The organism is Pseudomonas sp. S31 (assembly GCF_016648105.1).
Classification (GTDB): Bacteria; Pseudomonadota; Gammaproteobacteria; order Pseudomonadales; family Pseudomonadaceae; genus Aquipseudomonas.
On record NZ_JACVVE010000009.1, the window covers coordinates 14,817 to 38,006 of the forward strand.

At 65.2% G+C, this 23,190-nt stretch carries 11 protein-coding genes; 9 read left to right on the top strand and 2 right to left on the bottom strand.

Features of this window, described 5'->3' with window-relative positions; all coding sequences use genetic code 11:
* Window positions 1-6: 6 nt before the first annotated feature.
* Window positions 7-11,748, bottom strand: a complete 11,742-nt coding sequence (locus tag IAE37_RS09060) for a BapA/Bap/LapF family large adhesin (RefSeq protein WP_201172474.1) — start codon at window positions 11,746-11,748, stop codon at window positions 7-9.
* Window positions 11,749-11,947: 199 nt separating this feature from the next.
* Complete coding sequence (gene norR / locus IAE37_RS09065; protein ID WP_201172476.1) at window positions 11,948-13,498, bottom strand: nitric oxide reductase transcriptional regulator NorR; 1,551 nt, start codon at window positions 13,496-13,498, stop codon at window positions 11,948-11,950.
* A gap of 156 nt (window positions 13,499-13,654) precedes the next feature.
* Here norR and hmpA point away from each other — a divergent pair, with 156 nt between their 5' ends.
* From hmpA to IAE37_RS09110, 9 genes are all read left to right on the top strand, one after another.
* Entirely contained in the window at window positions 13,655-14,833 is a 1,179-nt protein-coding gene (gene hmpA, locus IAE37_RS09070; RefSeq protein ID WP_201172477.1) for an NO-inducible flavohemoprotein, read from the top strand.
* Window positions 14,834-15,237: 404 nt separating this feature from the next.
* A complete protein-coding gene (locus IAE37_RS09075) occupies window positions 15,238-15,744 on the top strand; it encodes a disulfide bond formation protein B (RefSeq protein ID WP_201172478.1) in 507 nt (168 codons plus the stop codon).
* Between the two features lie 557 nt (window positions 15,745-16,301).
* Window positions 16,302-17,243, top strand: coding sequence for a ubiquinol oxidase subunit II (gene cyoA / locus IAE37_RS09080; RefSeq protein ID WP_201172479.1), 942 nt, complete (start codon window positions 16,302-16,304; stop codon window positions 17,241-17,243).
* Between the two features lie 3 nt (window positions 17,244-17,246).
* Window positions 17,247-19,265: a cytochrome o ubiquinol oxidase subunit I gene (gene cyoB, locus IAE37_RS09085; RefSeq protein ID WP_201172480.1), complete on the top strand. Its 2,019-nt coding sequence runs from the start codon at window positions 17,247-17,249 to the stop codon at window positions 19,263-19,265.
* 3 nt (window positions 19,266-19,268) lie between these two features.
* Window positions 19,269-19,892: a cytochrome o ubiquinol oxidase subunit III gene (cyoC, locus tag IAE37_RS09090; protein ID WP_201172481.1), complete on the top strand. Its 624-nt coding sequence runs from the start codon at window positions 19,269-19,271 to the stop codon at window positions 19,890-19,892.
* The gene (gene cyoD, locus IAE37_RS09095) at window positions 19,892-20,224 is read left to right on the top strand and encodes a cytochrome o ubiquinol oxidase subunit IV (RefSeq protein WP_201172483.1); all 333 of its coding nucleotides are present in this window, start codon (window positions 19,892-19,894) and stop codon (window positions 20,222-20,224) included. The genes cyoC and cyoD overlap by 1 nt, the downstream gene beginning before the upstream one ends.
* Before the next feature lie 11 nt (window positions 20,225-20,235).
* Window positions 20,236-21,123, top strand: a complete 888-nt coding sequence (gene cyoE / locus IAE37_RS09100; RefSeq protein ID WP_201172484.1) for a heme o synthase — start codon at window positions 20,236-20,238, stop codon at window positions 21,121-21,123.
* A gap of 316 nt (window positions 21,124-21,439) precedes the next feature.
* Window positions 21,440-22,648 (top strand): alanine transaminase, encoded by a 1,209-nt coding sequence (gene alaC / locus IAE37_RS09105; protein ID WP_201172487.1) that lies wholly within the window; start codon window positions 21,440-21,442, stop codon window positions 22,646-22,648.
* A gap of 149 nt (window positions 22,649-22,797) precedes the next feature.
* Window positions 22,798-23,181, top strand: coding sequence for a YkgJ family cysteine cluster protein (locus tag IAE37_RS09110; RefSeq protein ID WP_201172490.1), 384 nt, complete (start codon window positions 22,798-22,800; stop codon window positions 23,179-23,181).
* Window positions 23,182-23,190: the final 9 nt, after the last annotated feature.

Below are 23,190 nucleotides of genomic sequence, written 5' to 3' on the forward strand. Positions count from 1 at the left end.
GCGAGCTCAGACCACATGGATGCCGTTCTGCACCCAGAGGTGATGGCTCGGATCCTCCTGAGCCGTGTACTGGGTATAGTCGATGCCGTCTGCCGTTTGGTTACCTACCAGTGTCCAGTCGTCCGTCATGTGCACGGAGTCCTTGTCATCCCCCTTGATCATCAGTGTGTCCTTGCCGGTTTCGGTAATGGCCACCACGTCAGCGAGATTGAGCGTCAGCGCTACTGCGCTGGTGTCGTTGAGGTCGATGATCTCGATGTCGTGGACTCGACCGATCAGGTTGCCCAGGTCGATGCCGGCATCGCCACCGCCCCACAGCAGGGTGTCGGTGCCGGTGCCGCCATCGACGCTGGTGAAGTTCTGGTCGACCACCACCAGGGTGTCGTCGCCCGCCCCGCCCTGCAGGGTGATGGCCCCGCCATGGCTGCCATCGAGATGATCGTTGCCGTCGGTGCCGGCGATCACCTCGCTGGAAGCGGCCGCCGCCACGGTGGCCACAGCACTGCTGTCATCGCCGGTATCGGCCAGCAGCGAGCTGAACGACGTGACGTTGCTGGCGTTGTTCAGGTTGACGGTGAGCGTGGCGGTGTCGCTGGTGCCGTTGGGGTGGGTCAGCTCGTAGGTGAAGGTGTCGTGCTGGCCGATCACCTCCGAGGTCAGCCCGCTCTTGAGGGTGTAGGTATAGCTGCCGTCGGCATGCACCAGCAGCGTGCCGTACTGGCCGGTGACCGACACGCCATTCTGCCCGGGGATGGAGTAGGTATTGGCCGCCACCAGCACGCTGAGCACGGTGAGCGGGGAGCCGAGGGTGTCGGCGCCGCTGCCGGTCAGCAGGTTGCCGGTTACCGCCGTGTAGCTGCCGACATCGAACTGGTTGTTGTAGGTGGTGGTGGTGTTGAGGTTGGTGATGACCGAGGCGGCCAGGCCGATACCGCCGGCGGTGACGCGAATGTGGTAGGTGCCGGCGGTCTGGTCCTGGAAGGTGTAGCCGGCAGCGCCGCTGCCCAGGCTGAGCAACGAGTTGCCCTGCACCGTCTGCACCAGTACGTACTGCCCGGTGCTGGGGTTGAGTTTGAGCAGCTCGATGGTGGCGCCATTGAGCAGCGACAGGATGCTGGTCGAGTTGAGCACCACCTGCAGGTCGGCGGTGGTGTCGGCACCGACGGTGGTGGTGTAGATGGCCTGTTTCGAGCCTAGCAACGGCAGCGTCATGTTGCCTAGTGTGGCGCTGCTGGTGCTCTCGTGGTTGACCAGGGTGATGCGGGTGGCGCTGACGTCGTTGACCGCATCGACCACCGTGGCCGGTGCACTGAGGTCGCTGTCGTTCCAGACCTCCGCCGCCTGCGGGCTGTCGATGCGCACATAGAGGTTGGCGGCGTCGCTCTTGCCGTTGGCGTGCACCAGCTGGTAGCTGAACACGTCCACCTTGCCGACGCTCGATGGGCTGCCGTTGGGGGTGTAGGTGTAGCTGCCGTCGGCGTTGATCACCAGGGTGCCGTACTGGCCTTGCACCGTGGTGCCGGCGCCTGCGCTGACATAAGCGCCGTTCTTCAGCACCTGCAGCACGGCACCGCTGTCGGGGCCGCGGGCATCCACCGTGCCGTCGGTGCCCGGGTCGGTGACCACGTTGCCGGACACCGCGGTACCGACGCCGGTGAACTGGGTCAGGCTGGTGGCGGTGATATCCAGTGTGGTGCTGACGTTGGTGATCAGGCCGATGCCGCCGCTGGCGACGGTCAGCCGGTAGTCACCGGCCTGCAGGGTGCCGATGTCCACCTGCAGGCCCAGCGGCAGCACGATCAGGTCGAGCAGGCCCTGGCTGCCGCCGGTGGCGATGGTGACCCAGGCACCGCTGGCATCCTTGACCTGCAAGGTGAACGTGGAGTTGTTGAGCAATGCCAGCACGCTGTTGGTGGTCAGCGTCAGGGTCGGATCAACCGTGGTGCCGGCTGCCACCGTCCAGGTGTAGGTCTTGCTGAAGCCGGAGATGAGGGTGGTGAAGTTGTCGGTGTAGGTGGTCGTGGCAGTGACCGGTGCGAGGTTGACGGTAGCGGTGGCGAGGTTGTCGCTGGCCACCACCGGCGCGTTGGCATCGACATCCGGTGCGGTGATGTTGACGTTGCCGGAGACGTTGTTGCGCGGGTCTGTGAGGGTCACCGACAGCACCTGGCCGTTGTCCTGGACCGGGCTCAGGGTCACGCTGAAGGTGCCGTCCGCTTGCACCGTGCCGGTTTGCAGTACGGTGCCCGAGGCGCTGCGCACGGTCACCGTGGCGCCGGCTTCGCCAGTACCGGTGAGGGTACTGCCATCGGCACTGACCACCAGGTTGGCGGCAGCGGCCGGCGGGGTGAAGTCCGGCGCGGTGACGGCGGTCGGCGTCGAGGTGTTGCCCGCAGCATCGGTGAGGGTGACGCTCAGCGCCTGGTTGTCGACCTGCGCCGCAGCGAGGCTGACCACGAACACGCCATTGCTGCCCACGGTGGCGGTGCCGAGCACGGTGCCGGCGGCATTGCGCACGGTGACTGTACTGCCGATTTGCCCGGTACCGCTGATCGAGGTGCCGTTGGTGTTGATGGTCGCCGTAGGCGCCGCCGGGGGCGTGGTGTCCGGAGCGGTGACGCTGGCGCTGCCGGACTGGTTGCCGGCCACGTCGCTCTGGCGCACGGTGAGCACCTGGCCGTCGTTCTGCGTGGCGCTGAGGTCCACGCTGAACGTGCCGTTGACCAGCACGGTGGCGGTGCCGAGCGAGGTGCCGTTGGGGCCGAGCACCGTCACGGTGGCGCCGGGTTCGCCGACACCGATGAGGGTGGCACCCGCGTTGGTGACCGCGAGGTTGCTCGGTGCCACTGGCGCCTGCACGTCGCTTGCGGTGAAGCGGGTGCTCCCCGACGCGTTGTTGGCGGCGTCGGTCTGGGTCACGCCCAGCACCTGGCCGTTGAGCTGGGCGCTGGACAGGTTGACGCTGAAGCCGCCAGCGGTGTTGACCACGGCGGTGCCGAGCACGGTACCGTCCGTGCCAGTCACCGTGACTCGGGCGCCGGCCTCACCGGTACCGGTGAGTACCAGGCCGTTGGCCGACAGGGCGGTGACCACCGGCGCATCCGGTGCGGTGACGTCGGCTGCCTGGAGCACTACCGGTTCGGATTGGGCGTCGCTGGTGACCGCCCTGACCGCAATGGTCTCGCCGTTGAGCTGGGCACTGTCCAACTGCAGGGTGAAGGCGCCGGTGTCGCTGTCGGCCAGGCCCGATCCGATCACGTTGCCCGCCGCGTCGTACACCTGTATCGAGGCGCCGGCGGTCGCTGTGCCGGTCACGGTCAGGCCATCGGCCCCCAGCGTGACCCCGGTTGGCGCAACGGGTGGCGCAAGCAGTGGCGTCTGGTACGACGTCGCGTCGGAGGTATTGCTGGCCGCGTCGGTCTGAGTGACGGACAAGGTCGCGTCGGCCTCGACTGGCGTGTCGAATTGCACCTGGAAAAAGCCATTGGCATCGACGGTGCCCCGGCCAATGACGTTGCCGTCGCCATCGCTGACCGTCACCGCTGCGCCAGGCTCACCTTTACCGCTGAGCAGGTCGTATGCGTTGTTGATGGACAGCTCGGTGACGATGGCGGGCGGTGCGGTGTCAGGGCCCTGGAAGGGCGTTGGCAGCGAGTCGTTGCCCGCTGCGTCGGTGGCGACCACGGTCAGTGCCTGGCCGTTGTTCTGCGCAGGGGCGAGGGTGACGCTGAACTGGCCGTTGTCTGGCACCAGAACGCTACCGACGTCCGTGCCGTCGGGTGCGTATACGGTGACTGTGGTGCCCGCTTCGGCGGTGCCGGTGAGTACCGTGCCGTTACCGGTCAGTTCGGTCACGATCGGCGCATCCGGTGCGGTCAGGTCCGGGGCGGTCACATCGGTAGGCGTAGACGGGTTGCCGGTGGCATCGCGGGAAATGATGGTCAGCACCTGGCCATCGACCTGTGGCGCAGTGAGGTTGAGCACGAAGTTGCCTTCGGCATCGATCACCCCTTCACCGACCATGTCGCCCCGGTCGTTCATCACCACAAGGCGTGCACCGGCCTCACCACTGCCGGTGAGCTGGGTGCCACTGGCGTTGAGGGTGGCGGTGACGGCTGCAGGCGGTGTGGTGTCTGCGGCTGTGAGGCTGCTGATCGGCGAGACGTTGTCGCTGGCGTCGGTCAGCGTGACCTGCAGCACTTCGCCGTTGGTCTGCGGTTCGTCCAGGGTCACCACGAAGGTGCCGTTGGCGGCCACCACTGCGGTGCCGATGGCCTGGGTGCCCAGGTAGACGGTGACGGTGGTGCCGGCCTCACCGATGCCGCTCAGCTGCGTGCCGTCGGCGTTCAGGCGCAAGCCGCTGGCCGCCTCCGGTGGCGTGAGGTCCGGTGCCTGGACATCGACCGGCGAGCTGACGTTGCCAGGTGGGTCGGCCTGTTGCACCGACAGCAGCTGCTGGTTGATCTGCGCCGGGTTCAACTCGACGCGGAAGCTGCCATCGGCCAGCACCGTGGTGGTGCCGATCACCACGCCGTTGGGGTCGGTCACGGTGACGGTCGCGCCTGCTTCACCCAGGCCGCTGACCACGCTGCCATCGGCATTGATGACCACGTCGGTGAGCTGGTCGGGTGGCGTGAAGTCAGGAGTCTGCAGGGTGGCGACAGGCGATGCGTTGCCTGCGCCGTCTGTCTGCACCACGCTCAGCAGTTCGGCGTTGCTCAGCGGCGTATCGAGAGTGACGGTGAAGTAGCCGCTGGCATCGACGGTGGCGGTACCGATCGGCTCGCCCGCCGGGTTGTTGACGACCACTTCGGCGCCTGGTTCGCCACGGCCGGTGATGGTCGCGCCATCGCTGCTGATGGCCAGCTCGGCCGGGGCGGTCGGTGGGGTGGTGTCTGGCGCGGTAATGGGGCTGGCAGCCGACTGGTTGCCCGCCGCATCGGTCAGCACCACCTGGACGGCCTGGCCGTTGGCCAGTGGCGGTGCCAGGGGCACCTGGAAGGTGCCGTCGTCGCGTACCACGGCCCTGCCCAATTCGGTGCCATCGGCACCCAGCACACGCACGCTGGCACCGGCCTCGCCGGTACCGTCGAGCAGGCTGCCGCCGCCGCTGAAGGCGAGGTCTTCGGCGGCATCGGGTGCCACGCGGTCGGGCGCGGTGAGGTTGATGCTGTCGGACTCGTTGCCAGTCGGGTCGGCTTGGCTGGCGCTGAGCTGTTCGCCGTTGATCTGGGCCGTGGCGAGGTCGACGCTGAAGCTGCCGTCGGCGGCGACCACGGCGGTGCCCAGGTCGATGCCGCCTTCACCGATCACGGTGACCGTGGCACCCGGCTCGCCGTGGCCAGTGAGCACCGTGCCATCGCTGGACAGCGTCAGCTGGGTGAGCGGTTGTGGCGCGGTGGTGTCTGGCGCTTGCAGGGTCGCAGGCAGCGAGGCACTGCCATCGGTGCCCACGGCACTCACTTGCAGCACTTCGCCGTTGGCCTGGGCGCTGCCCAGGTTGACGGTGAAGGTGCCGTCGTTGGCGACCGGTGCGCTGCCCAGCAGCACGCCATTGGGCCCATGGACGTTGACGGTGCTGCCCGGTGAGCCGCTGCCGGTGAGCACCAGGCCGTTGGCGGACAACGCCAGGTCAGCCGGAATGTCCGGTGCCAGGGCGCCAGGAGCGGTGACCGATTGTGCCGGCGAGGTGTTGTTGGCGGCGTCGGCCTGGACCACGCTGAGGCTGTCGCCTGTGGCTGCCGGTGGGGCCACCGTGACCGTGAAGCGGCCGTCGGCGCCCACGGTGGCGGTGCCCAGGGCGGTACCGTCGGCGGCGCGCACTGTGACCGTGGCACCCGCCTCACCGGTACCGGTGAGCGTGGCGCCGTCAGCCGTTACCGCCAGGTTGGCCACGGCGACCGGTGCGGTGGTGTCGGCTGCGGTGTAGGGGGCGTTCGGCGACACATTGCCGGCGGCGTCCGTGGCAGTAACCTGCAACACCTGACCATTGGTCTGGGCGCTGTTCAGGGTCACCTGGAAGGTGCCGTTGGCAGCGGCTACCGCCGTACCCAGCACGTTGCCCGCAGCATCGCGCACGGTGACTGTGCTGCCGGCTTCGGCGGTGCCGCTCAGTTGCAGGCCGGCATTGGCCAAGGCCAAGCCGGTGGGTGCCGCGGGTGGGGTGAAGTCCGGCGCGATGACCGGGGTCGGGCTGGAGGTGTTGTTGGCTGCATCGGTCTGGGTGACGCTCAGGCGCTGGGCATTGAGCTGCGCGCTGTCCAGGGTCAGGGTGAAGCTGCCGTTGGCCGCCACCAGGCCAGTGCCGATGATCGTGCCGTCCGGGCCGTGCACGGTCACGGTGGCGCCGGCTTCGCCCAGGCCGGTGAGGGTCAGGCCGTTGTTGTTGAGCACCAGGTTGGTCAATGGCACCGGTGCGGTCAGGTCAGGCGTCGTCACATTGACCGCTGGCGAGGTATTGCCGGCGGCATCGACCTGGGTCACGCCGATGGCTTGGCCCGTGGCTTGTGGCGTGTCGAAGGTGACTGTGAAGCGGCCGTCGGCACCGACCGTGGCGGTGCCCAGCACGGTGCCCGCCGCGTTGCGCACTTGCACCGTGGCCCCGACTTCGCCGCTGCCGGACAACTGCCGGCCATCGCCGCTGAGCAGCGCATCGGCAACGGCGGCCGGTGGCGTGCGGTCCGGAGTTGCCAAGTTGGTCGGGGCGGAAGTGTTGCCCGCAGCATCGGTGAGCGTCACTTGCAGCGGGCTGCCGTTGGTCTGCGCACTGGGCAGGGTGATCTGGAACTGGCCGCTCTGGTTCACCGTGCCGGTGGCCAGCACGGCTCCGCTGGCATCGCGCACGGTAACTGTCGAGCCAGCCTCGCCCTGGCCGCTGACCACGGTGGCGGCATTGTTGAGGGTGACGCCGGTGGCAGCGGTCGGTGCCAGCAGGTCGGGGGCCACCACGGTGGCGGCCAGCGAGGCGTTGCCGGCGGCATCGGCCTGGGTGATGACCAGGTTCTGCGCATTGGCCTGGGCCGGTTGCAGGGTCACGTTGAACAGCCCGTTGCTGTCGACGGTGCCGGTGCCGACCACGGTGCCCTGGGCGTCGACGATGTTGACGGTGGCGCCGACTTCGCCGCGCCCGGTGACGGTGGTGCCGCTGCGGTCGATGGCGACGTTGGTCGGCGCATCCGGCGCGGTGGTGTCGTCGGCGACGATGGTCGTCGGCAGCGATGGCTTGCCATCGACGCCTGCACGGGCCGAAACCTGCAACGTCTGCGCATTGAGCTGGGCGTTGGTGAAGAACACGCGGAAGGTGCCGTCGCTGCCGACCGTGGCGGTGCCGAGCGTGGTGCCGCCGGAGGTCACGGTGATCAGCGTGCCGACCGTGCCCTGGCCGGTCAGCACGAAGCCGTCGTCGCTCAGGTCCAGGCCGGTGGGGGCGGCCACTTCGCTGCCATCGGGGCCGGTGATCGCGACCATGGTGGTGTTTCCGGCGTCGTCGCTGACCACCACGTTGACCGTTTGGCCACTGGCGAGCGGGGGTTGTACCTGGATGGTGAAGGTACCATCCGGACCCACCACCCCGTTGCCCAGTTCGGTGTCGTCGGCCGGGTCAAGGATGGTGACCGTAGTGCCCGGTTCGGCACCCCCGCCGACGATCGAACCATCAGGGCTGACCGCGACGTTGGTCGGCTCGGCGGGAGGAGTGGTGTCGGGGGCATTGACGGTGATCGGTTGTGTAGTGTTGCCGCTGGCATCGCTGACCACCACGGTCACGGCTTCGCCGTTGCTCAACGGCGCGTCGAGGTCGACGCTGAAGCTGCCGTCGGCCTCTACCGGCACCGAGATCGGTGTGCCGTTGGGCCCGGTCACGGTCACTTCGGTGGCACCCGGCGCGTTACCCGTGACAGTGGTGACGCCACCCGTGGTGGTCACCTCCAGGTCGATCGGGTCGGCAGGTGCGGTGAGGTCCGGGGCCGTTGTGGTGGCCGAGCCGCCGGCATTGCCGCTGGCATCGGTGAGACTGACGGTGAGCGATCCGCCGTCGAGCTGCGCGGGGGCCAGGAGGACCTGGAAGTTGCCGCCAGCTGGAATGGTCACGGTGCCCAGCAGATTGCCGTCGGCATCGCGCACTTCGACGCTAGCACCGACCTCACCGGAACCTTGCAGCGAGGTGCCGTCGGCACTCACGCTCAGGCCGGTCGGCGCATTGGGGCCAGTGCTGTCCGGCGCCGTGACGGGGGCGGAGGGGGAGATGTTGCCAGCGCCGTCGGTGAGCACCACGGAGAGCGTTTCGCCATTGGTCTGTGGTGCATCCAGGGTGATGCTGAAGCTGCCCTGGTCGTCGACCTCGCCTTCACCGATCAGGTCACCAGCGGCATTGCGGATCTGCACCGTGGCACCAGGCTCACCGGTACCGACGAGCACGCTGCCGCCGTTGGTGAGGGCCAGGTCCTGCGCGGGCTCCGGAGCCTGGACATCCCGCGCGATCACCTCGTTGGCGCCGGAGGTATGGTTGGCGGCGTCGGTCTGGGTCACCGATACCGTCTGACCGTTGAGCTGCGCCGGGGTCAGCGTCGCGCTGAAGCTGCCGTCGGGCCGCACCACTGCCGTGCCCAGTTCGACTCCGCCTTCGCCGACCACGCGCACGTGCGCGCCAGGTTCGCCGGTACCGGTAACGGTGGTGCCATCGGCCGACAGCACGAGGTCGCCGGGAGCATCCGGGGTCTGGGTGTCCGGCGCGGGCAGTTCGACCGCCGACGAGACGTTGCCCGCCGTGTCGCGCTGCTCCACGGTCAGGGCCTCGCCGTTGGTTTGCGGCGGGGCCAGGGTGACTTCGAAATCACCATCGGTATCGGCCACGGCGCTGCCCAGTTCGGTGCCATCGGGCGCGCGGACGATGACCGTGGCGCCTGGCTCGGCGGTGCCGCTGACCGTGGTGCCGGTCCCGTCGATGGAGGGTGCGGCGATGGGTTGCGGCGGGGTGCTGTCCGGCGCGGTGACGTCTACCGTGCCGGAGCTGTTGCCGGCACCATCGGACGCTTCCACGGTAAGGCTCTCGCCATTGCGTTGAGGCGGGTCGAGCGGTACCTGGAAGTTGCCATCGGCCCCCACCGTTACGGTGCCGAGCACATTGCCATCGGCATCGCGCACGGTCACCGTCGAACCACTCTGGCCGGTGCCGGTGACCAGCGTGCCGTTGTTGCCGACGGTGACGTCGGTCGGCTGCAGCGGCCCGTCGAGGTCTGGCGCGGTAAGGGTGGCGATGGAGCTGTTGCCGGCCGTATCGCGCAGCACCACGTCGAGCACCTGGCCATCGGTTTGCGCAGGCGACAGGGTGACGGTGAAGGTGCCGTTGGCGGCGACCACGGCGCTGCCGAGGACGTTGCCCTGGGCATCGGTGACCTCGACCCGGGCGCCGACTTCACCGCGACCGGTGAGGGTCACGCCGTTGGCGCTGAGTTCCAGGTTGCTGGCCTCGGCGGGTGCGGTGATGTCAGGGGCGGTGATCTGGGTCGGCAGGGAGACGTTGCCATCGGCGTCGATGGCTACCACGTCGAGCAGCTCGCCGTTGGCCTGGGTCGGGTTGAGAGGGAGGGTGAAGGTGCCGTCGTTGCCTGCCTGGACGCTGCCGATCACATCGCCATTGGCGTCGCGCACCTCGACCAGGCTGCCCGCCGGCGCGGTGCCGCTGATCGACGATCCGTCGCCCGCCAGGTTGAGCCCCTCGGGGCTGTCCGGCACCGGCGTGGCCGGGACAACGATGGACAGCTCACCGGAAGCATTACCCGCGGCATCCGTTTGCGACAGCACCACGGTCTGGCCCGCTGCGAGCGGCGAATCCAGGTCAACCAGGAAGGTACCGTTTGCCGCAACGACCGCCGAGCCAAGAAGGTTGCCATTGCCATCGCGGACCTCGACGGTGGCGCCGGGCTCGCCGCGTCCGCCGACCGTGAGGCTGCCGGCGCCGACCACCACGCCGCTGACCTCGGCCGGTGGCGTGGTGTCAGGGGCGGTGAATGCCAGCGGGGCCGAGGCGTTGCCCGCAGCATCGACCACCCGGATTGCCAGCGCCTGGCCGTTGGCCTGGACCGGGTCGAGGGTCAGGCTGAAGTTGCCGTCGGGGCCGACGATGGCGCTGCCGATCAGCGTGCCGCTGGCGTCGCGTACCTCCACACGGGCACCGGCCTCGGCATGGCCGGTGAGGGTGGTGCCATTGGTCAGCGCAACGTCCTGGGGTTGCCCTGGTGCCACCAGGTCAGGGGTCTTCAACGAACTTGGGGCGGATACGTTGCCGGCAGCGTCGGTCAGGGTGACCTGTACGGTCGAGCCATTGATGATCGGAGTCCCCAGTTGCAGGGTGAAATGGCCATCCGCGCCCACCGTGCCGGTGGCCACCAGGTTGCCCTGTTCATCCAGGATGCGCACGGTGGAGCCCGCTTCGCCACGGCCGGACACGGTACGGCCATCCTTGCTGATGACCAGCTCGCTGGCCGCTTGCGGCGGGGTGGTGTCGGTCGGCGCGCCGCCGTCCGGCGCGGTGACGGTGCCGGCCTCGGAGGCGTTGCCAGCGCGGTCGTTGGCGATGACGCGCAGTTGTTCGCCATCGATCTGTGGCGGGTTGAGGGTGATGCTGAACACGCCGTTGGCGCCAGCAGTGGCAGTGCCGAGCACGGTGCCATCGGCGGCCAGTGCGCGCACGGTGCTGCCGGGTTCGGCGCGGCCGGTGAGGTGGGTGCCGTCGGCGGATACCGCAAGGTTGGTGGGCTCGGCTGGCGCGGTGATGTCCGGGGCGTCGAATTGCAGGGGTGGCGAGCTGTTGCCGGCGGCGTCGACCAGGCGCACGTCGAGCGCCTCGCCGTTGGCCTGGGCCGGCGACAGGGTGAGGGTGAAGCTGCCATCGGCGCCGACCCGGCCGCTGCCGATCAGTACGCCTGCGGCGTCGCGCACCTGTACCGTGGTACCGGGCTCGCCGTGGCCGGTCAGGGTCACGCCGTTGGCCAGGGCCAGGTCGGTGGGGGCGTCCGGGGCGGTGATGTCGGGGGCTGCGACGTTACCGGGGGCAGATACGTTGCCGGCGTCGTCGGTGAGGGTGACGTCGAGGTCCTCACCGTTGACCTGTGGCGGGTTGAGCGCAATGTCGAAGCTTCCATCGGCGCCGACCGTGCCAGTGCCGATCAGATGACCGGCAGCGTCGCGTATGTTCACAGTGGTGCCTGGCTCGCCGCGCCCGGTCAGGCGCAGGCCGTCCGGGGATACCAGCAAGTCGATGGGCGTGGCTGGCGCGTCGGTGTCAGCACCGCCGCCACCACCGCTGCTGCCACCACCGCCACTGCTGCCAGCGGCGGCAGCCGCGCCGCCGATGCCCAGCAGGCTCAGGCCGGCGATGGCCCAGGTGGGCATGGCGCCGCCGGCCTCGCCGACACCTGCGACCAGTTCATCGAGGGAGTTGACTTCATCGAAGGTGAAGCCGTTGAAGGCCTGGGCGTCGTAATTGGCATGCCACAACGTGCCGTCCTCACCGACGAACACCATGTCACTGGCCATCCCCGTCTGGTCCACGGCGAAGAAGTTGGCGACGGTGACTTTCTCTCCAGACTTCAGCGTGACGATCAGGTCTTGGCCGCGCTGCGTGACCGTGGCCACCTGGTCGGGAGAAACAGGCATCTGCACGACACCTGGGCTGTTCAGGCTGATGTTGCCCCAGGCGTTCTGAGTGGCGACTGCGGATTGCTTATCGGCGACGACGATGTTGTCCATGGGTGCTCCCTGCTGATGTTCGCGGTAGAGGATCGACTGCCGACCAGCAGGGTTCGCGCAGGTCGTCCGGTCACTGGACGAAGTGCGCAACATGTTGGCGGAGTAACGGCCCTGTTACCGGTTCGTTAGGGAGATATAGCAGCCTGGTGGCACCCGGCCAGATGGCTTTCTGGGTTAATCCTTTCGTTAACGGAGCGCTTCAGCGTACGCCCAGACGGCGTGCCAGGCGGCTCAGGTTGGCGCGATCGAGTCCCAATTCACGAGCGGCTGCCGCCCAGTTGTCCTGGTGCTTGTGCAGGCAGGTTTCGATGAGCTTGCGCTGGTAGTCGTCGACCGCTTCACGCAGCCCTCCCCCGGGGAATTCCAAGGGGGCAGTCGGTGCTGGAGCGGTCGTTTCGGCGAGGGGTGCCACGGCATGCAGGTCGAGATCGCCGGCTTCCAGGGTCAGGATGCGCGGACGTTGCGGGTGCTGGCCCATGGCCTTGAGCGCCGAGCGGCCGATCAGGTGCTCCAGCTCGCGCACGTTGCCCGGCCAGTCGTAGGCCAGCAGCGCGGCCTGGGCCTCGCTGCTCAGACGCAGGCTGCCGAGGCCAAGCCGCGAGCGATTTTGCTCCAGGAAGTAACCGGCCAGCAGCAGCACATCGCGGCCTCGCTCGCGCAGCGGCGGCACCTGCAGCGGGTACACGCTCAGGCGGTGGTAGAAGTCGGCGCGGTAGTTGCCGCTGCGCACCTCGGCGGCCAGGTCGCGGTTGGTCGCGGCGATCAGGCGCACGTCCACCCGGTGCTCGCGGTCCGAGCCAAGGCGTTGCAGCTGGCCACTCTGCAATACGCGCAGCAGCTTGGCCTGCACGGCCAGCGGCAGCTCACCGACTTCGTCGAGGAACAACGTGCCGCCGTTGGCCAGTTCGAACTTGCCACGACGTTCACCGTGGGCGCCGGTGAAGGCGCCGCGCACATGGCCGAACAGTTCGCTTTCCACCAGGGTGTCGGGCAAAGCCGCGCAGTTCAGGCTGATCAACGGCTTGTCGGCGCGACTGCTGGCCTGGTGCAGGGCCTGGGCGACCAGCTCCTTGCCGACGCCGGTCTCGCCGGTGATCAGTACGGTCAGGTCGCTGCCGCCGACCAGGCGAATCTCTTCCACCAGGCGCTTGTGCGCCTTGCTCTGGCCGATCAGCTCGCGGTCCTGGCCGCTGGCCTGGCGGTAGACCTCGGCGCGTTGGTGCTCGTCCTCGGCGCGCAGGGCCAGGCCTTCGATACGCTCGGCCACGGTGACGGTGGCCGCCGCCAGGCTGGCGAAGGCCTGCAGGGCGTCGAGCTCGAGGCTCTGGAACTGGCCGGGGGTCAGGGCATCCAGGGTCACCAGCCCCCAGGGGCGTTCGTCGACCATCAGCGGGCAGCCCATGCAGTCGTGGACTTCCAGGTCGGCATGGGGGGCGTTGACCAGGCCGTCGTAGGGGTCGGGCAATGGCGAGTCGCTGGCGAAGCGCGTGGGCTCGGGGTGGCTGAGCAGGATCTGGAAACGGGGGTGTTCGCTGACCCGGAAGCGCCGCCCCAGGGTATCGGCGGACAGGCCATCGACTGCCAGCGGCACCAGCCATTCGCCATCCAGGCGCAGCAACGCGGCGGCGTCGCACGGCAGCAGGCCGCGCATGGCTTGCAGCAGGCGTCGGTAGCGTTCCTGGTCGGGCAGGTCGCGGGACAGGTCGCTGACCAGGGGGAGGAGGGCGGTGAGCAGTGGCTTTGCAGTCATATGGACTCCTGTGAGTCGTTATGACTATACGCCGCCCTATGTCGTTTTGACATGGCTAGCGCCTAGCCCTTGGTTTTACTAGGCCGCAGAGTTGGCACGATTGCTGATACATCCATGGCAACCCATTCGAAGCCGCAGGCTTAGGAGTCGTTGCAAATGCTCACTGCCGAACAACGTGCAATCATCAAGGCTACCGTTCCGCTGCTGGAAAGCGGTGGCGAGGCACTGACCACCCACTTCTACAAGATGATGCTCAGCGAGCACCCGGAAGTTCGCCCACTGTTCAACCAGGCCCACCAGGCTAGTGGCGACCAGCCACGGGCCCTGGCCAACGGCGTGCTGATGTATGCCCGGCACATCGATCAGCTCGAGCAATTGGGCGGGCTGGTCGGGCAGATCATCAACAAGCATGTTGCCCTGCAGATCCTGCCGGAGCACTACCCGATCGTCGGAGGCTGCCTGCTGCGTGCGATCAAGGAAGTGCTCGGCGAAGACATCGCCACCCCGGCGGTGATCGACGCCTGGGGCGCGGCCTATGGTCAGCTCGCAGACATCCTGATCGGTGCCGAGGAAGGCCTGTACAAACAGAAGGAAGAGGCAGCGGGTGGCTGGCGTGGCAGCCGTGAGTTCCGCGTGGTGCGCCGTGAGCAGGAAAGCAGCGAGATCGTCTCGTTCTACTTTGCCCCAGTCGACGGCAAGCCGGTGCTCAAGGCCGAGCCTGGCCAATACATCGGCCTGCAACTGTTCATCGACGGTGCCGAACAGCGCCGCAACTATTCCCTGTCGGCCCTGTGCGATGGCAAGGAATACCGCATCAGCGTCAAGCGCGAGGCCCAAGGCAAGGTCTCCAACTACCTGCATGATCAGTTGCAGGTCGGCGACACCCTGCAGTTGTTCCCGCCGGCAGGCGACTTCACCCTGGCAGCCAGTGACAAGCCACTGGTGCTGATCAGCGGCGGCGTGGGCATCACCCCGACCCTGGCCATGCTCGAGGCGGCGCTGCAGGGCGAGCGTCCTGTGCACTTCATCCACTGTGCCCGCAACGGCGCGGTGCATGCCTTCCGTGACTGGGTCGACGCCCTGGCGGCACGCCATCCGCAGCTCAAGCGCTTCTACTGCTATGCCGAGGACGACGGCAGCCAGGCCGCCAGCGCCGTGGGCCTGCTGAGCCAGGAGCAACTGGGCCAGTGGTTGCCGCAGGAGCGTGACGTCGATGCCTACTTCCTGGGGCCGAAAGGTTTCATGGCGGCGGTCAAGCGCCAGCTCAAAGGGCTGGGTGTGCCGGAGCAGCAGAGCCGCTACGAGTTCTTCGGGCCGGCGGCAGCGCTGGAGTGATGCAGCGCCTGTGCTGGCCTCTTCGCGGGGCAAGCCCGCTCCCACAAAGTGGACTGCCCCGCGAATCCGCCAGCACAGGCACACACTTCCTGCCTATATATAAAGGAAGAAGATGAACGCCCCCTGGGCGATTTTTCATCTTTAATCCTCCTTTAATCACGGTATCCTTCACTCCCGGGTGTCGAGGGGCTTGCCCCTGCGCGACGCCCGGGCAGGCGCTTTTTGCCGGCCGGCATTGAACCCGTTCGGCTCTCGCCGGTCACATGGCCTCTGCCGATAGCTTCCATGAATAGCTCCGCGCAGCGCTCCGGCCGCTTCCTCGGCATGCTCCCAGGGCCATGCCAGCGTGTAGACTTGCGCGAGGCAGGCAACCACGCTGCCACTATCCATCGAAGGAACCGGCAATGAACGAACAAACACTGCGCCTGAATCGCGAGCGGCGCTTCCTGGTGCTGCTTGGGGTAATCTGCCTCTCGCTGATCGGCGGTGCGCTGTACATGCAGGTGGTGCTCGGCGAGGCGCCTTGCCCGCTGTGCATCCTGCAACGCTATGCCTTGCTGCTGATCGCGCTGTTCGCCTTCATCGGCGCGGCCATGCCGGGGCGACGCAGCCTGACGCTGTTCGAGGGGCTGGTGGTGCTGAGTGCGGTTGGCGGAATCATTGCAGCCGGCAACCATGTGTATATACTCGCCAACCCGATGGTCAGCTGCGGCATCGATACGCTCCAACCGATCGTCGATGACCTGCCCCTGGCCAAGGTCTGGCCACTGGTGTTCCAGGTCGATGGCTTCTGCAGCACGCCATACCCGCCGATCCTCGGCTTGTCGTTGGCGCAATGGGCTCTGGTGGCCTTCGTTCTCACGGCCGTGCTGGTGCCGCTGGGCATCCTCCGCAACCGGCGCCGGGGTTAGACAAAAGTCCCGAATTACGCAGGGGCTTTTACGCCGGACGAGACGAGTGAAAAGTCCCCCGCCGGTTGCTCCGGATCAAGCTCAAGGCCTTGTCTGGCAAGGCCTTGAGGGCTATCAGGCGGGGTGCGACAAACTGTCGCGAAGTTGATTTATCGGGCTTGATTGTTGCGTATTCTGTAAAAGACTGTTGCTCAATAAGTCATAGTCAAGGGTTGGCGACCTATCTACAATCGCCCCCAATTTCCGTTCGGCACTGCTTGCAAGTCGCAGGATTGAAGGAAGCCCCAGCGCTCCTTTTTGCTGACTTCGTCAAGTTTCGCCCAACGGCGATACCGGGCGGACCCCCCTCCGCGTTTTCCGCACCAAATGGACTTGGTCTGAAGTACAGGCCTGTGCCTACGAAACCAAAAGCACCGCTAACACGCTTGAAGCCAGGATCCTGCAGTCGGACCCCGGCGGGAGCGAGTACGGGCGCACATTGCTGACACCTGGCAGGACGAGGTGTTGGCTACCAAAACACAAATTGCATTGAAGCAAGCTGATCTAGAGGTCGTGAGATGAGTAAAAAGCGTTACCCCAGACTGTTTGGCATATTGCCCTTTTTAGGCATGCTTTTACTCAGTGGGTGCAACTGGACCCTGCTCGACCCGAAAGGTCAGGTCGGCATTGAGCAAAAGAACCTGATCCTGATCGCTACCGGCCTGATGCTGCTGGTGGTCATCCCGGTCATCATCATGACCGTGGCCTTCGCCTGGAAGTACCGTGCTTCCAACAAGGCTGCCACCTACACCCCCGACTGGTCGCACTCGACCAAGATCGAGGCCGCGGTGTGGATCATCCCGATCATCATCATCATCGCCCTGGGTTACGTCACCTACAAATCCACCCACAAGCTGGACCCGTATCGTCCGCTGGATTCCGATGTGAAGCCGGTGCAGATCGACGTGGTCGCGCTGGACTGGAAGTGGCTGTTCATCTACCCGGAGCAGGGCATCGCCACGGTCAACAAGATCGTCTTCCCAGCTAACACCCCGGTCAACTTCCGCGTCACTTCCGACGCCGTGATGAACTCGTTCTTCATCCCGGGCCTGGGCGGCCAGATCTACGCCATGGCCGGCATGACCACCAAGCTGCACCTGATCGCCAACGAAAACGGCGAGTTCGACGGTATCAGCGCCAACTACAGCGGTGCTGGCTTCACCGGCATGAAATTCAAGGCCACTGCCACCTCTCAGGAAGACTTCGACAAGTGGGTCGCCGAGGTCAAGCAGTCGCCGAAGAAACTGGACAAGGCTGAATACGACGCCCTGGCCAAACCAAGCGAAAACAACCCAGTCGTGCTGTATAGCGAGGCTTCGCCAGAGCAGTTCCAGCTGATCGTCGACAAGTACGAAGGCATGAACCGCGGTCGTGGTCACGAAGAAGCAGGCAGCAAAGATCTGGCCACAACCAAGGGTGTGGAATCGAGTATGCAACCAGCTGCCGGTGCAGAGGAGTAAGAGATGTTCGGTAAATTAACCCTGGAGGCGATACCCTTCCACGAGCCGATAGTCATGGTGACGCTTGCCATGATCGCGCTCGGGGGTATCGCTGTCGTTGGTGCTATCACCTATTTCCGCAAGTGGACCTACTTGTGGAGCGAGTGGCTGACCACGGTCGACCACAAGAAAATCGGGGTGATGTATATCGTCGTCGCGATGGTCATGCTGCTGCGCGGCTTTGCCGACGCCATCATGATGCGTACTCAGCTGGCTGCCGCTACCGGTGGCTCCGAAGGCTACCTGCCGCCTGAACACTATGACCAGATCTTCACCGCTCACGGTGTGATCATGATCATCTTCATGGCGATGCCGTTCTTCACCGGCCTGATGAACCTGGCGGTTCCTCTGCAGATCGGTGCACGTGACGTTGCCTTCCCGTTCCTGAACTCCCTGAGCTTCTACCTGCTGCTGGCAGGCGTGCTGCTGGTCAACATCTCGCTGGGCGTTGGTGAATTCGCCAAGACCGGCTGGGTTGCCTATCCGCCGCTCGCAGGCATCCAGTACAGTCCTGGGGTAGGTGTCGACTACTACATCTGGGCGCTACAGTTATCCGGCCTTGGTACGACGCTTACCGGTGTGAACTTCCTCGTCACCGTGATGAAGATGCGCGCACCTGGCATGAAGCTGATGGACATGCCGATCTTCACCTGGACCTGCACCTGGGCCAACGTGCTGATCGTCGCTTCGTTCCCGATCCTGACCGCTGCACTCGCTCTGCTGACCGTTGACCGTTATCTGGACTTCCACATCTTCACCAACGAGCTTGGTGGGAACCCGATGATGTACGTCAACCTGTTCTGGGCGTGGGGTCACCCTGAGGTATACATCCTGATCCTGCCGGCCTTCGGCGTGTTCTCGGAAGTCACCTCGACGTTCTCTGGCAAGCGTCTGTTCGGCCACCACTCGATGATCTACGCATCGGGAGCCATCGCCGTGCTGGGCTTCGCCGTATGGCTGCACCACTTCTTCACCATGGGTGCCGGCGCCAGCGTCAACACCTTCTTCGGCCTGGCGACGATGCTGATCTCCATTCCGACCGGTGTGAAGCTGTTCAACTGGCTGTTCACCATGTACCAGGGCCGTGTGCGTTTCACGCCACCCATGCTGTGGACCCTGGGCTTCATGATCACCTTCTCGATCGGTGGCATGACTGGCGTTCTGCTGGCTGTTCCAGGTGCTGACTTCGTTCTGCACAACAGCCTGTTCGTAATCGCTCACTTCCACAACGTGATCATCGGTGGTGCGGTATTCGGCTACATCGCCGGCTTCGCCTACTGGTGGCCAAAAGCGTTCGGCTTCAAGCTGAACGAGAAGTGGGGCAAAGCTGCCTTCTGGTTCTGGATCTCCGGCTTCTACGTAGCGTTCATGCCGCTGTACGCCCTGGGCTTCATGGGCATGACCCGTCGTCTGAACCACTCCGACAACCCGCTGTGGGAACCCTACCTGTACGTAGCCGTTGCCGGCGCCGTGCTGATCCTGTTCGGTATCGCCTGCCAGCTGATCCAGATCGTCGTTTCGATCCGCGATCGCGAGCAGAACCTGGACGTGACCGGCGACCCATGGGGCGGCCGTACCCTGGAATGGTCGACTTCGTCGCCACCTCCGTTCTACAACTTCGCCCACATGCCAGAGAAAGTTGGCCTGGACTGCTGGAACGAAGCCAAGGAAGCCGGTGTTGCCTACAAGGTTCCGGGCAAGTACGAAGCGATCCACATGCCGAACAACACCGCTACCGGTCTGTTCATGGGTATGTTCCTGACTGTCTTCGGCTTCGCTTTCATCTGGCACATCTGGTGGCTGGTCGGCGCGAGCCTGCTGGCAACCATCGCGGTCTTCGTTCGCCACGCCGCGCGTGACGACCAGGGCTACATGGTTCCGGCCGAAGAAGTGGCGCGCATCGAAGGCGAGCGTCTCAAGGCGCTGGCCAATGCAGGTGCTCTGCCTGCCGGCGCACGTGTCGAATCGTTTGAACGGGTGTAATCAATGTCCAGCCAAGTAATCCACGGTGGCGCGCATGGTCACGACCATGCGCACGATGACCACCACCACGACTCGGGCCAGATGACCGTCCTCGGTTTCTGGCTGTACCTGATGACCGACTGCATCCTGTTTGCGTCGCTCTTCGCCACCTACGCGGTGCTGTCCGGCAGTTTTGCCGGCGGCCCGTCGGGTCACGACATCTTCCAGCTCGACTTCGTAGCGGTTGAAACGCTGTTCCTGCTGCTGTCCTCGATCACCTTCGGCTTCGCCATGCTGAAGATGTTCGCCGGCAAGAAAGCGGGCGTGCTGGGCTGGTTGGCCGTGACCTTCCTGTTCGGTGCAGGCTTCATCGCGATGGAAATCTATGAATTCCATCACCTGATCGGCGAAGGCTTCGGCCCGACCCGCAGTGGCTTCCTGTCGGGCTTCTTCGCCCTGGTAGGTACCCACGGTCTGCACGTGACCGCCGGTCTGATCTGGATGGCAATCATGATGTACCAGATCAACAAGCACGGCATTACGTCGACCGCCAAGACCCGCATGAGCTGCCTGAGCCTGTTCTGGCACTTCCTGGACGTGGTCTGGATCTGCGTGTTCACCGTCGTCTACCTGCTGGGAGTTCTGTAATGGCTAACGCACACGACACTCATCACGAAGGTAATCACGGCAGCGTCAAGTCGTACATGATCGGCTTCATCCTGTCGATCATCCTGACCGCGATCCCGTTCGGCCTGGCGATGTCGCCAAGCCTGCCGAAGAACCTGACCGTTCTGATCATCGTGGCCATGGCTGTGATTCAGGTTGTCGTACACCTCGTGTACTTCCTGCACATGGATCGCTCGAAAGAGCAGCGTTCCAATGTGTCGACGTTCCTGTTCACCACCTTGGTGATCGCGCTGCTGGTCGGCCTGTCGCTGTGGATCATGTTCAGCATCCACACCGAAATGCTGGCCAAGTGAGGTAAGACTGCATGTCCGTTAAGCACTTTATCCAAATCACCAAACCGGGGATCATTTTCGGTAACGTGCTTTCCGTGGCAGGCGGATTCTTCCTTGCCGCGAAGGGCCATGTGGATTTCGCCCTGTTCCTGGCGGTGGTGATCGGTACTTCGCTGGTGGTGGCGTCCGGATGCGTGTTCAACAACTGCATCGACCGTGACATCGACCACAAGATGGAGCGCACCAAGAACCGCGTCATGGTACAGGGCGGCATGTCGCTGCCCCTCGCACTGATCTACGCCACCCTGCTCGGGGTGGCGGGCTTCAGCCTGCTGTATGTCCAGGCCAACCCGCTGTCGGCGTTCTGTGCGCTGATCGGCTTCATCGTCTACGTCGGTTTCTACAGCCTCTGGCTGAAGCGCAAATCGGTGCACGGCACCCTGGTCGGCAGCCTCTCCGGTGCCATGCCTCCGGTGATCGGCTACTGCGCCGTGAGCAACAGCTTCGACCTGGCTGCGGTGACCCTGCTGGTGATGTTCAGCCTGTGGCAGATGCCACACAGCTTCGCCATCGCCATCTTCCGCTTCAAGGACTACAGCGCTGCCAACATCCCGGTCCTGCCGGTGGCGCGCGGTATCCTCGCGGCGAAGAAGCAGATCGTGCTGTACGTGCTGGCCTTCGTGCTCGCGACCTTGATGCTCACCCTCGGCGGTTACGCCGGCCTCGGCTACCTGGCCGTGGCGGCAGCCATGGGCCTGTACTGGCTGTACATGGCCTGGGCTGGCTACAAGGCCGAGGACGACAGCAAGTGGGCGCGCAAGGTGTTTGGTTTCTCCATTCTCACCGTTACTGCCCTGAGCGTGATGATGGGTGTGGACAGCCAGACTGCTGCGGACGTGCTGATGACCTACGCACGCTGATGCTCGCCTGTTACAGCTGAAAAAACCCGGCCATCGTGCCGGGTTTTTTTATGGATGTTTTCCTGTAATGGCCTCTTCGCGGGTAAACCCGCTCCTACAGGGTTCCACATTACCTGTAGGAGCGGGTTTACCCGCGAAGAGGCCTAGCTTGAAAATGTAGATCTTGAATTTTTAAGGCATCCACCTGAAAAGATATAATAAAACGAGAAATTATCCTTTACATAAAATGAGTTTCGGCATTATCTTCTGATCCAGGCCGCTATATCGGCCAGCGTCGCTCGGACGGTTCCGGGCGCTTACGTCTCCAGAGGAAGCCATGGCCAACCCAGGTTCGCCGCGCCGCTTTGCGCGCATCGATCGTCTCCCCCCCTACGTCTTCAACATCACCGCCGAGCTCAAGATGGCCGCCCGCCGCCGTGGCGAGGACATCATCGACCTGAGCATGGGCAACCCTGATGGTGCCACGCCGCCGCACATCGTCGAAAAGCTCGTGCAGGTTGCCCAGCGCGACGACACCCATGGCTACTCCACCTCCCGCGGCATCCCACGCCTGCGTCGAGCCATCTCCAACTGGTACAAGGAACGCTACGAGGTCGAGATCGACCCGGAAAGCGAAGCCATCGTCACCATCGGCTCGAAAGAGGGCCTGGCGCACCTGATGCTCGGCACCCTCGATCATGGCGATACCGTGCTGGTGCCAAACCCCAGCTATCCGATCCACATCTACGGCGCTGTCATCGCGGGTGCCCAAGTGCGTTCGGTGCCTCTGGTGCCTGGCGTGGACTTCTTCAACGAGCTGGAGCGGGCGATCCGCGAGTCGATCCCCAAGCCGAAGATGATGATTCTCGGCTTTCCGTCCAACCCTACCGCCCAGTGCGTGGAACTGGACTTCTTCGAGCGCGTAGTGGCGCTGGCCAAGCAGTACGATGTGCTGGTGGTGCACGATCTGGCCTACGCCGACATCGTCTACGACGGCTGGAAGGCGCCCTCGATCATGCAGGTGCCGGGCGCCAAGGACATCGCGGTGGAGTTCTTCACCCTGTCCAAGAGCTACAACATGGCTGGCTGGCGCATCGGCTTCATGGTTGGCAACCCCGAGCTGGTCAGTGCCCTGGCGCGCATCAAGAGCTACCACGACTACGGCACCTTCACGCCGTTGCAGGTCGCGGCCATTGCCGCGCTGGAAGGCGACCAGCAGTGCGTACGCGATATCGCCGAGCAGTATCGCCAGCGGCGCAACCTGCTGGTCAAGGGGCTGCACGAGCTGGGCTGGATGGTCGAGAACCCCAAGGCGTCGATGTACGTCTGGGCGAAGATCCCGCAGCAGTACGCGCACCTGGGCTCGCTGGAGTTCTCCAAGAAGCTGCTGGCCGAGGCCAAGGTCTGCGTATCGCCGGGCATCGGTTTCGGCGACTACGGTGACGACCACGTGCGCTTCGCCCTGATCGAGAACCAGGACCGTATTCGCCAGGCGATCCGCGGCATCCGGCAGATGTTCCGGGCTGACGGGCTGGCCCGCAAGTAACTGCGATGCAGGGGCCGCAAGGCGGCCCCACTGCCACCGGATCGGTGGCAATGTTTTTTTGCTTGCCCCTCTTCTCAGCCGACCTCGGTTGGATTACAAATGGCGCCGCGGGCGAGCCCCGATAACAACAACCTTCCCTCCGTGCCATCATGTCCGAATACAACCCTTGCCTTGACTGCGGCGCCTGCTGCGGGTTTTTCCGTGTGTCTTTCTTTTGGGGTGAATGCCAGTCTGCCGGAGGTCTCGTGCCGGATGACCTGGTGGTGCAGATCAACCCCTCCCGTGTTGCCATGATCGGCACCGATGCCAAGCCATGCCGCTGCGTGAGCCTGCAGGGCGAAATCGGCAAGGACGTGGCCTGTACCATCTACGCCAACCGCTCCAGCCCATGCCGTGAGTTCGAGGCATCGTGGGAAGGCGGGATGCACAACCCCAGTTGCGACGCTGCCCGGGCGGCCTATGGCCTGCCACCGCTGACCCCGCCGGGGGCCAACGAGCCGCATTGGCCGGACGATGGGGCCGAGGTGGCCTGATCCGGACTG

Excerpts from the sequence above, each read along its gene's own strand:
- IAE37_RS09060 (WP_201172474.1), bottom strand. The coding sequence starts at position 11,748 with ATGGACAACATCGTCGTCGCCGATAAGCAATCCGCAGTCGCCACTCAG.
- norR (WP_201172476.1), bottom strand. The coding sequence starts at position 13,498 with ATGACTGCAAAGCCACTGCTCACCGCCCTCCTCCCCCTGGTCAGCGAC.
- hmpA (WP_201172477.1), top strand. The coding sequence starts at position 13,655 with ATGCTCACTGCCGAACAACGTGCAATCATCAAGGCTACCGTTCCGCTG.
- IAE37_RS09075 (WP_201172478.1), top strand. The coding sequence starts at position 15,238 with ATGAACGAACAAACACTGCGCCTGAATCGCGAGCGGCGCTTCCTGGTG.
- cyoA (WP_201172479.1), top strand. The coding sequence starts at position 16,302 with ATGAGTAAAAAGCGTTACCCCAGACTGTTTGGCATATTGCCCTTTTTA.
- cyoB (WP_201172480.1), top strand. The coding sequence starts at position 17,247 with ATGTTCGGTAAATTAACCCTGGAGGCGATACCCTTCCACGAGCCGATA.
- cyoC (WP_201172481.1), top strand. The coding sequence starts at position 19,269 with ATGTCCAGCCAAGTAATCCACGGTGGCGCGCATGGTCACGACCATGCG.
- cyoD (WP_201172483.1), top strand. The coding sequence starts at position 19,892 with ATGGCTAACGCACACGACACTCATCACGAAGGTAATCACGGCAGCGTC.
- cyoE (WP_201172484.1), top strand. The coding sequence starts at position 20,236 with ATGTCCGTTAAGCACTTTATCCAAATCACCAAACCGGGGATCATTTTC.
- alaC (WP_201172487.1), top strand. The coding sequence starts at position 21,440 with ATGGCCAACCCAGGTTCGCCGCGCCGCTTTGCGCGCATCGATCGTCTC.
- IAE37_RS09110 (WP_201172490.1), top strand. The coding sequence starts at position 22,798 with ATGTCCGAATACAACCCTTGCCTTGACTGCGGCGCCTGCTGCGGGTTT.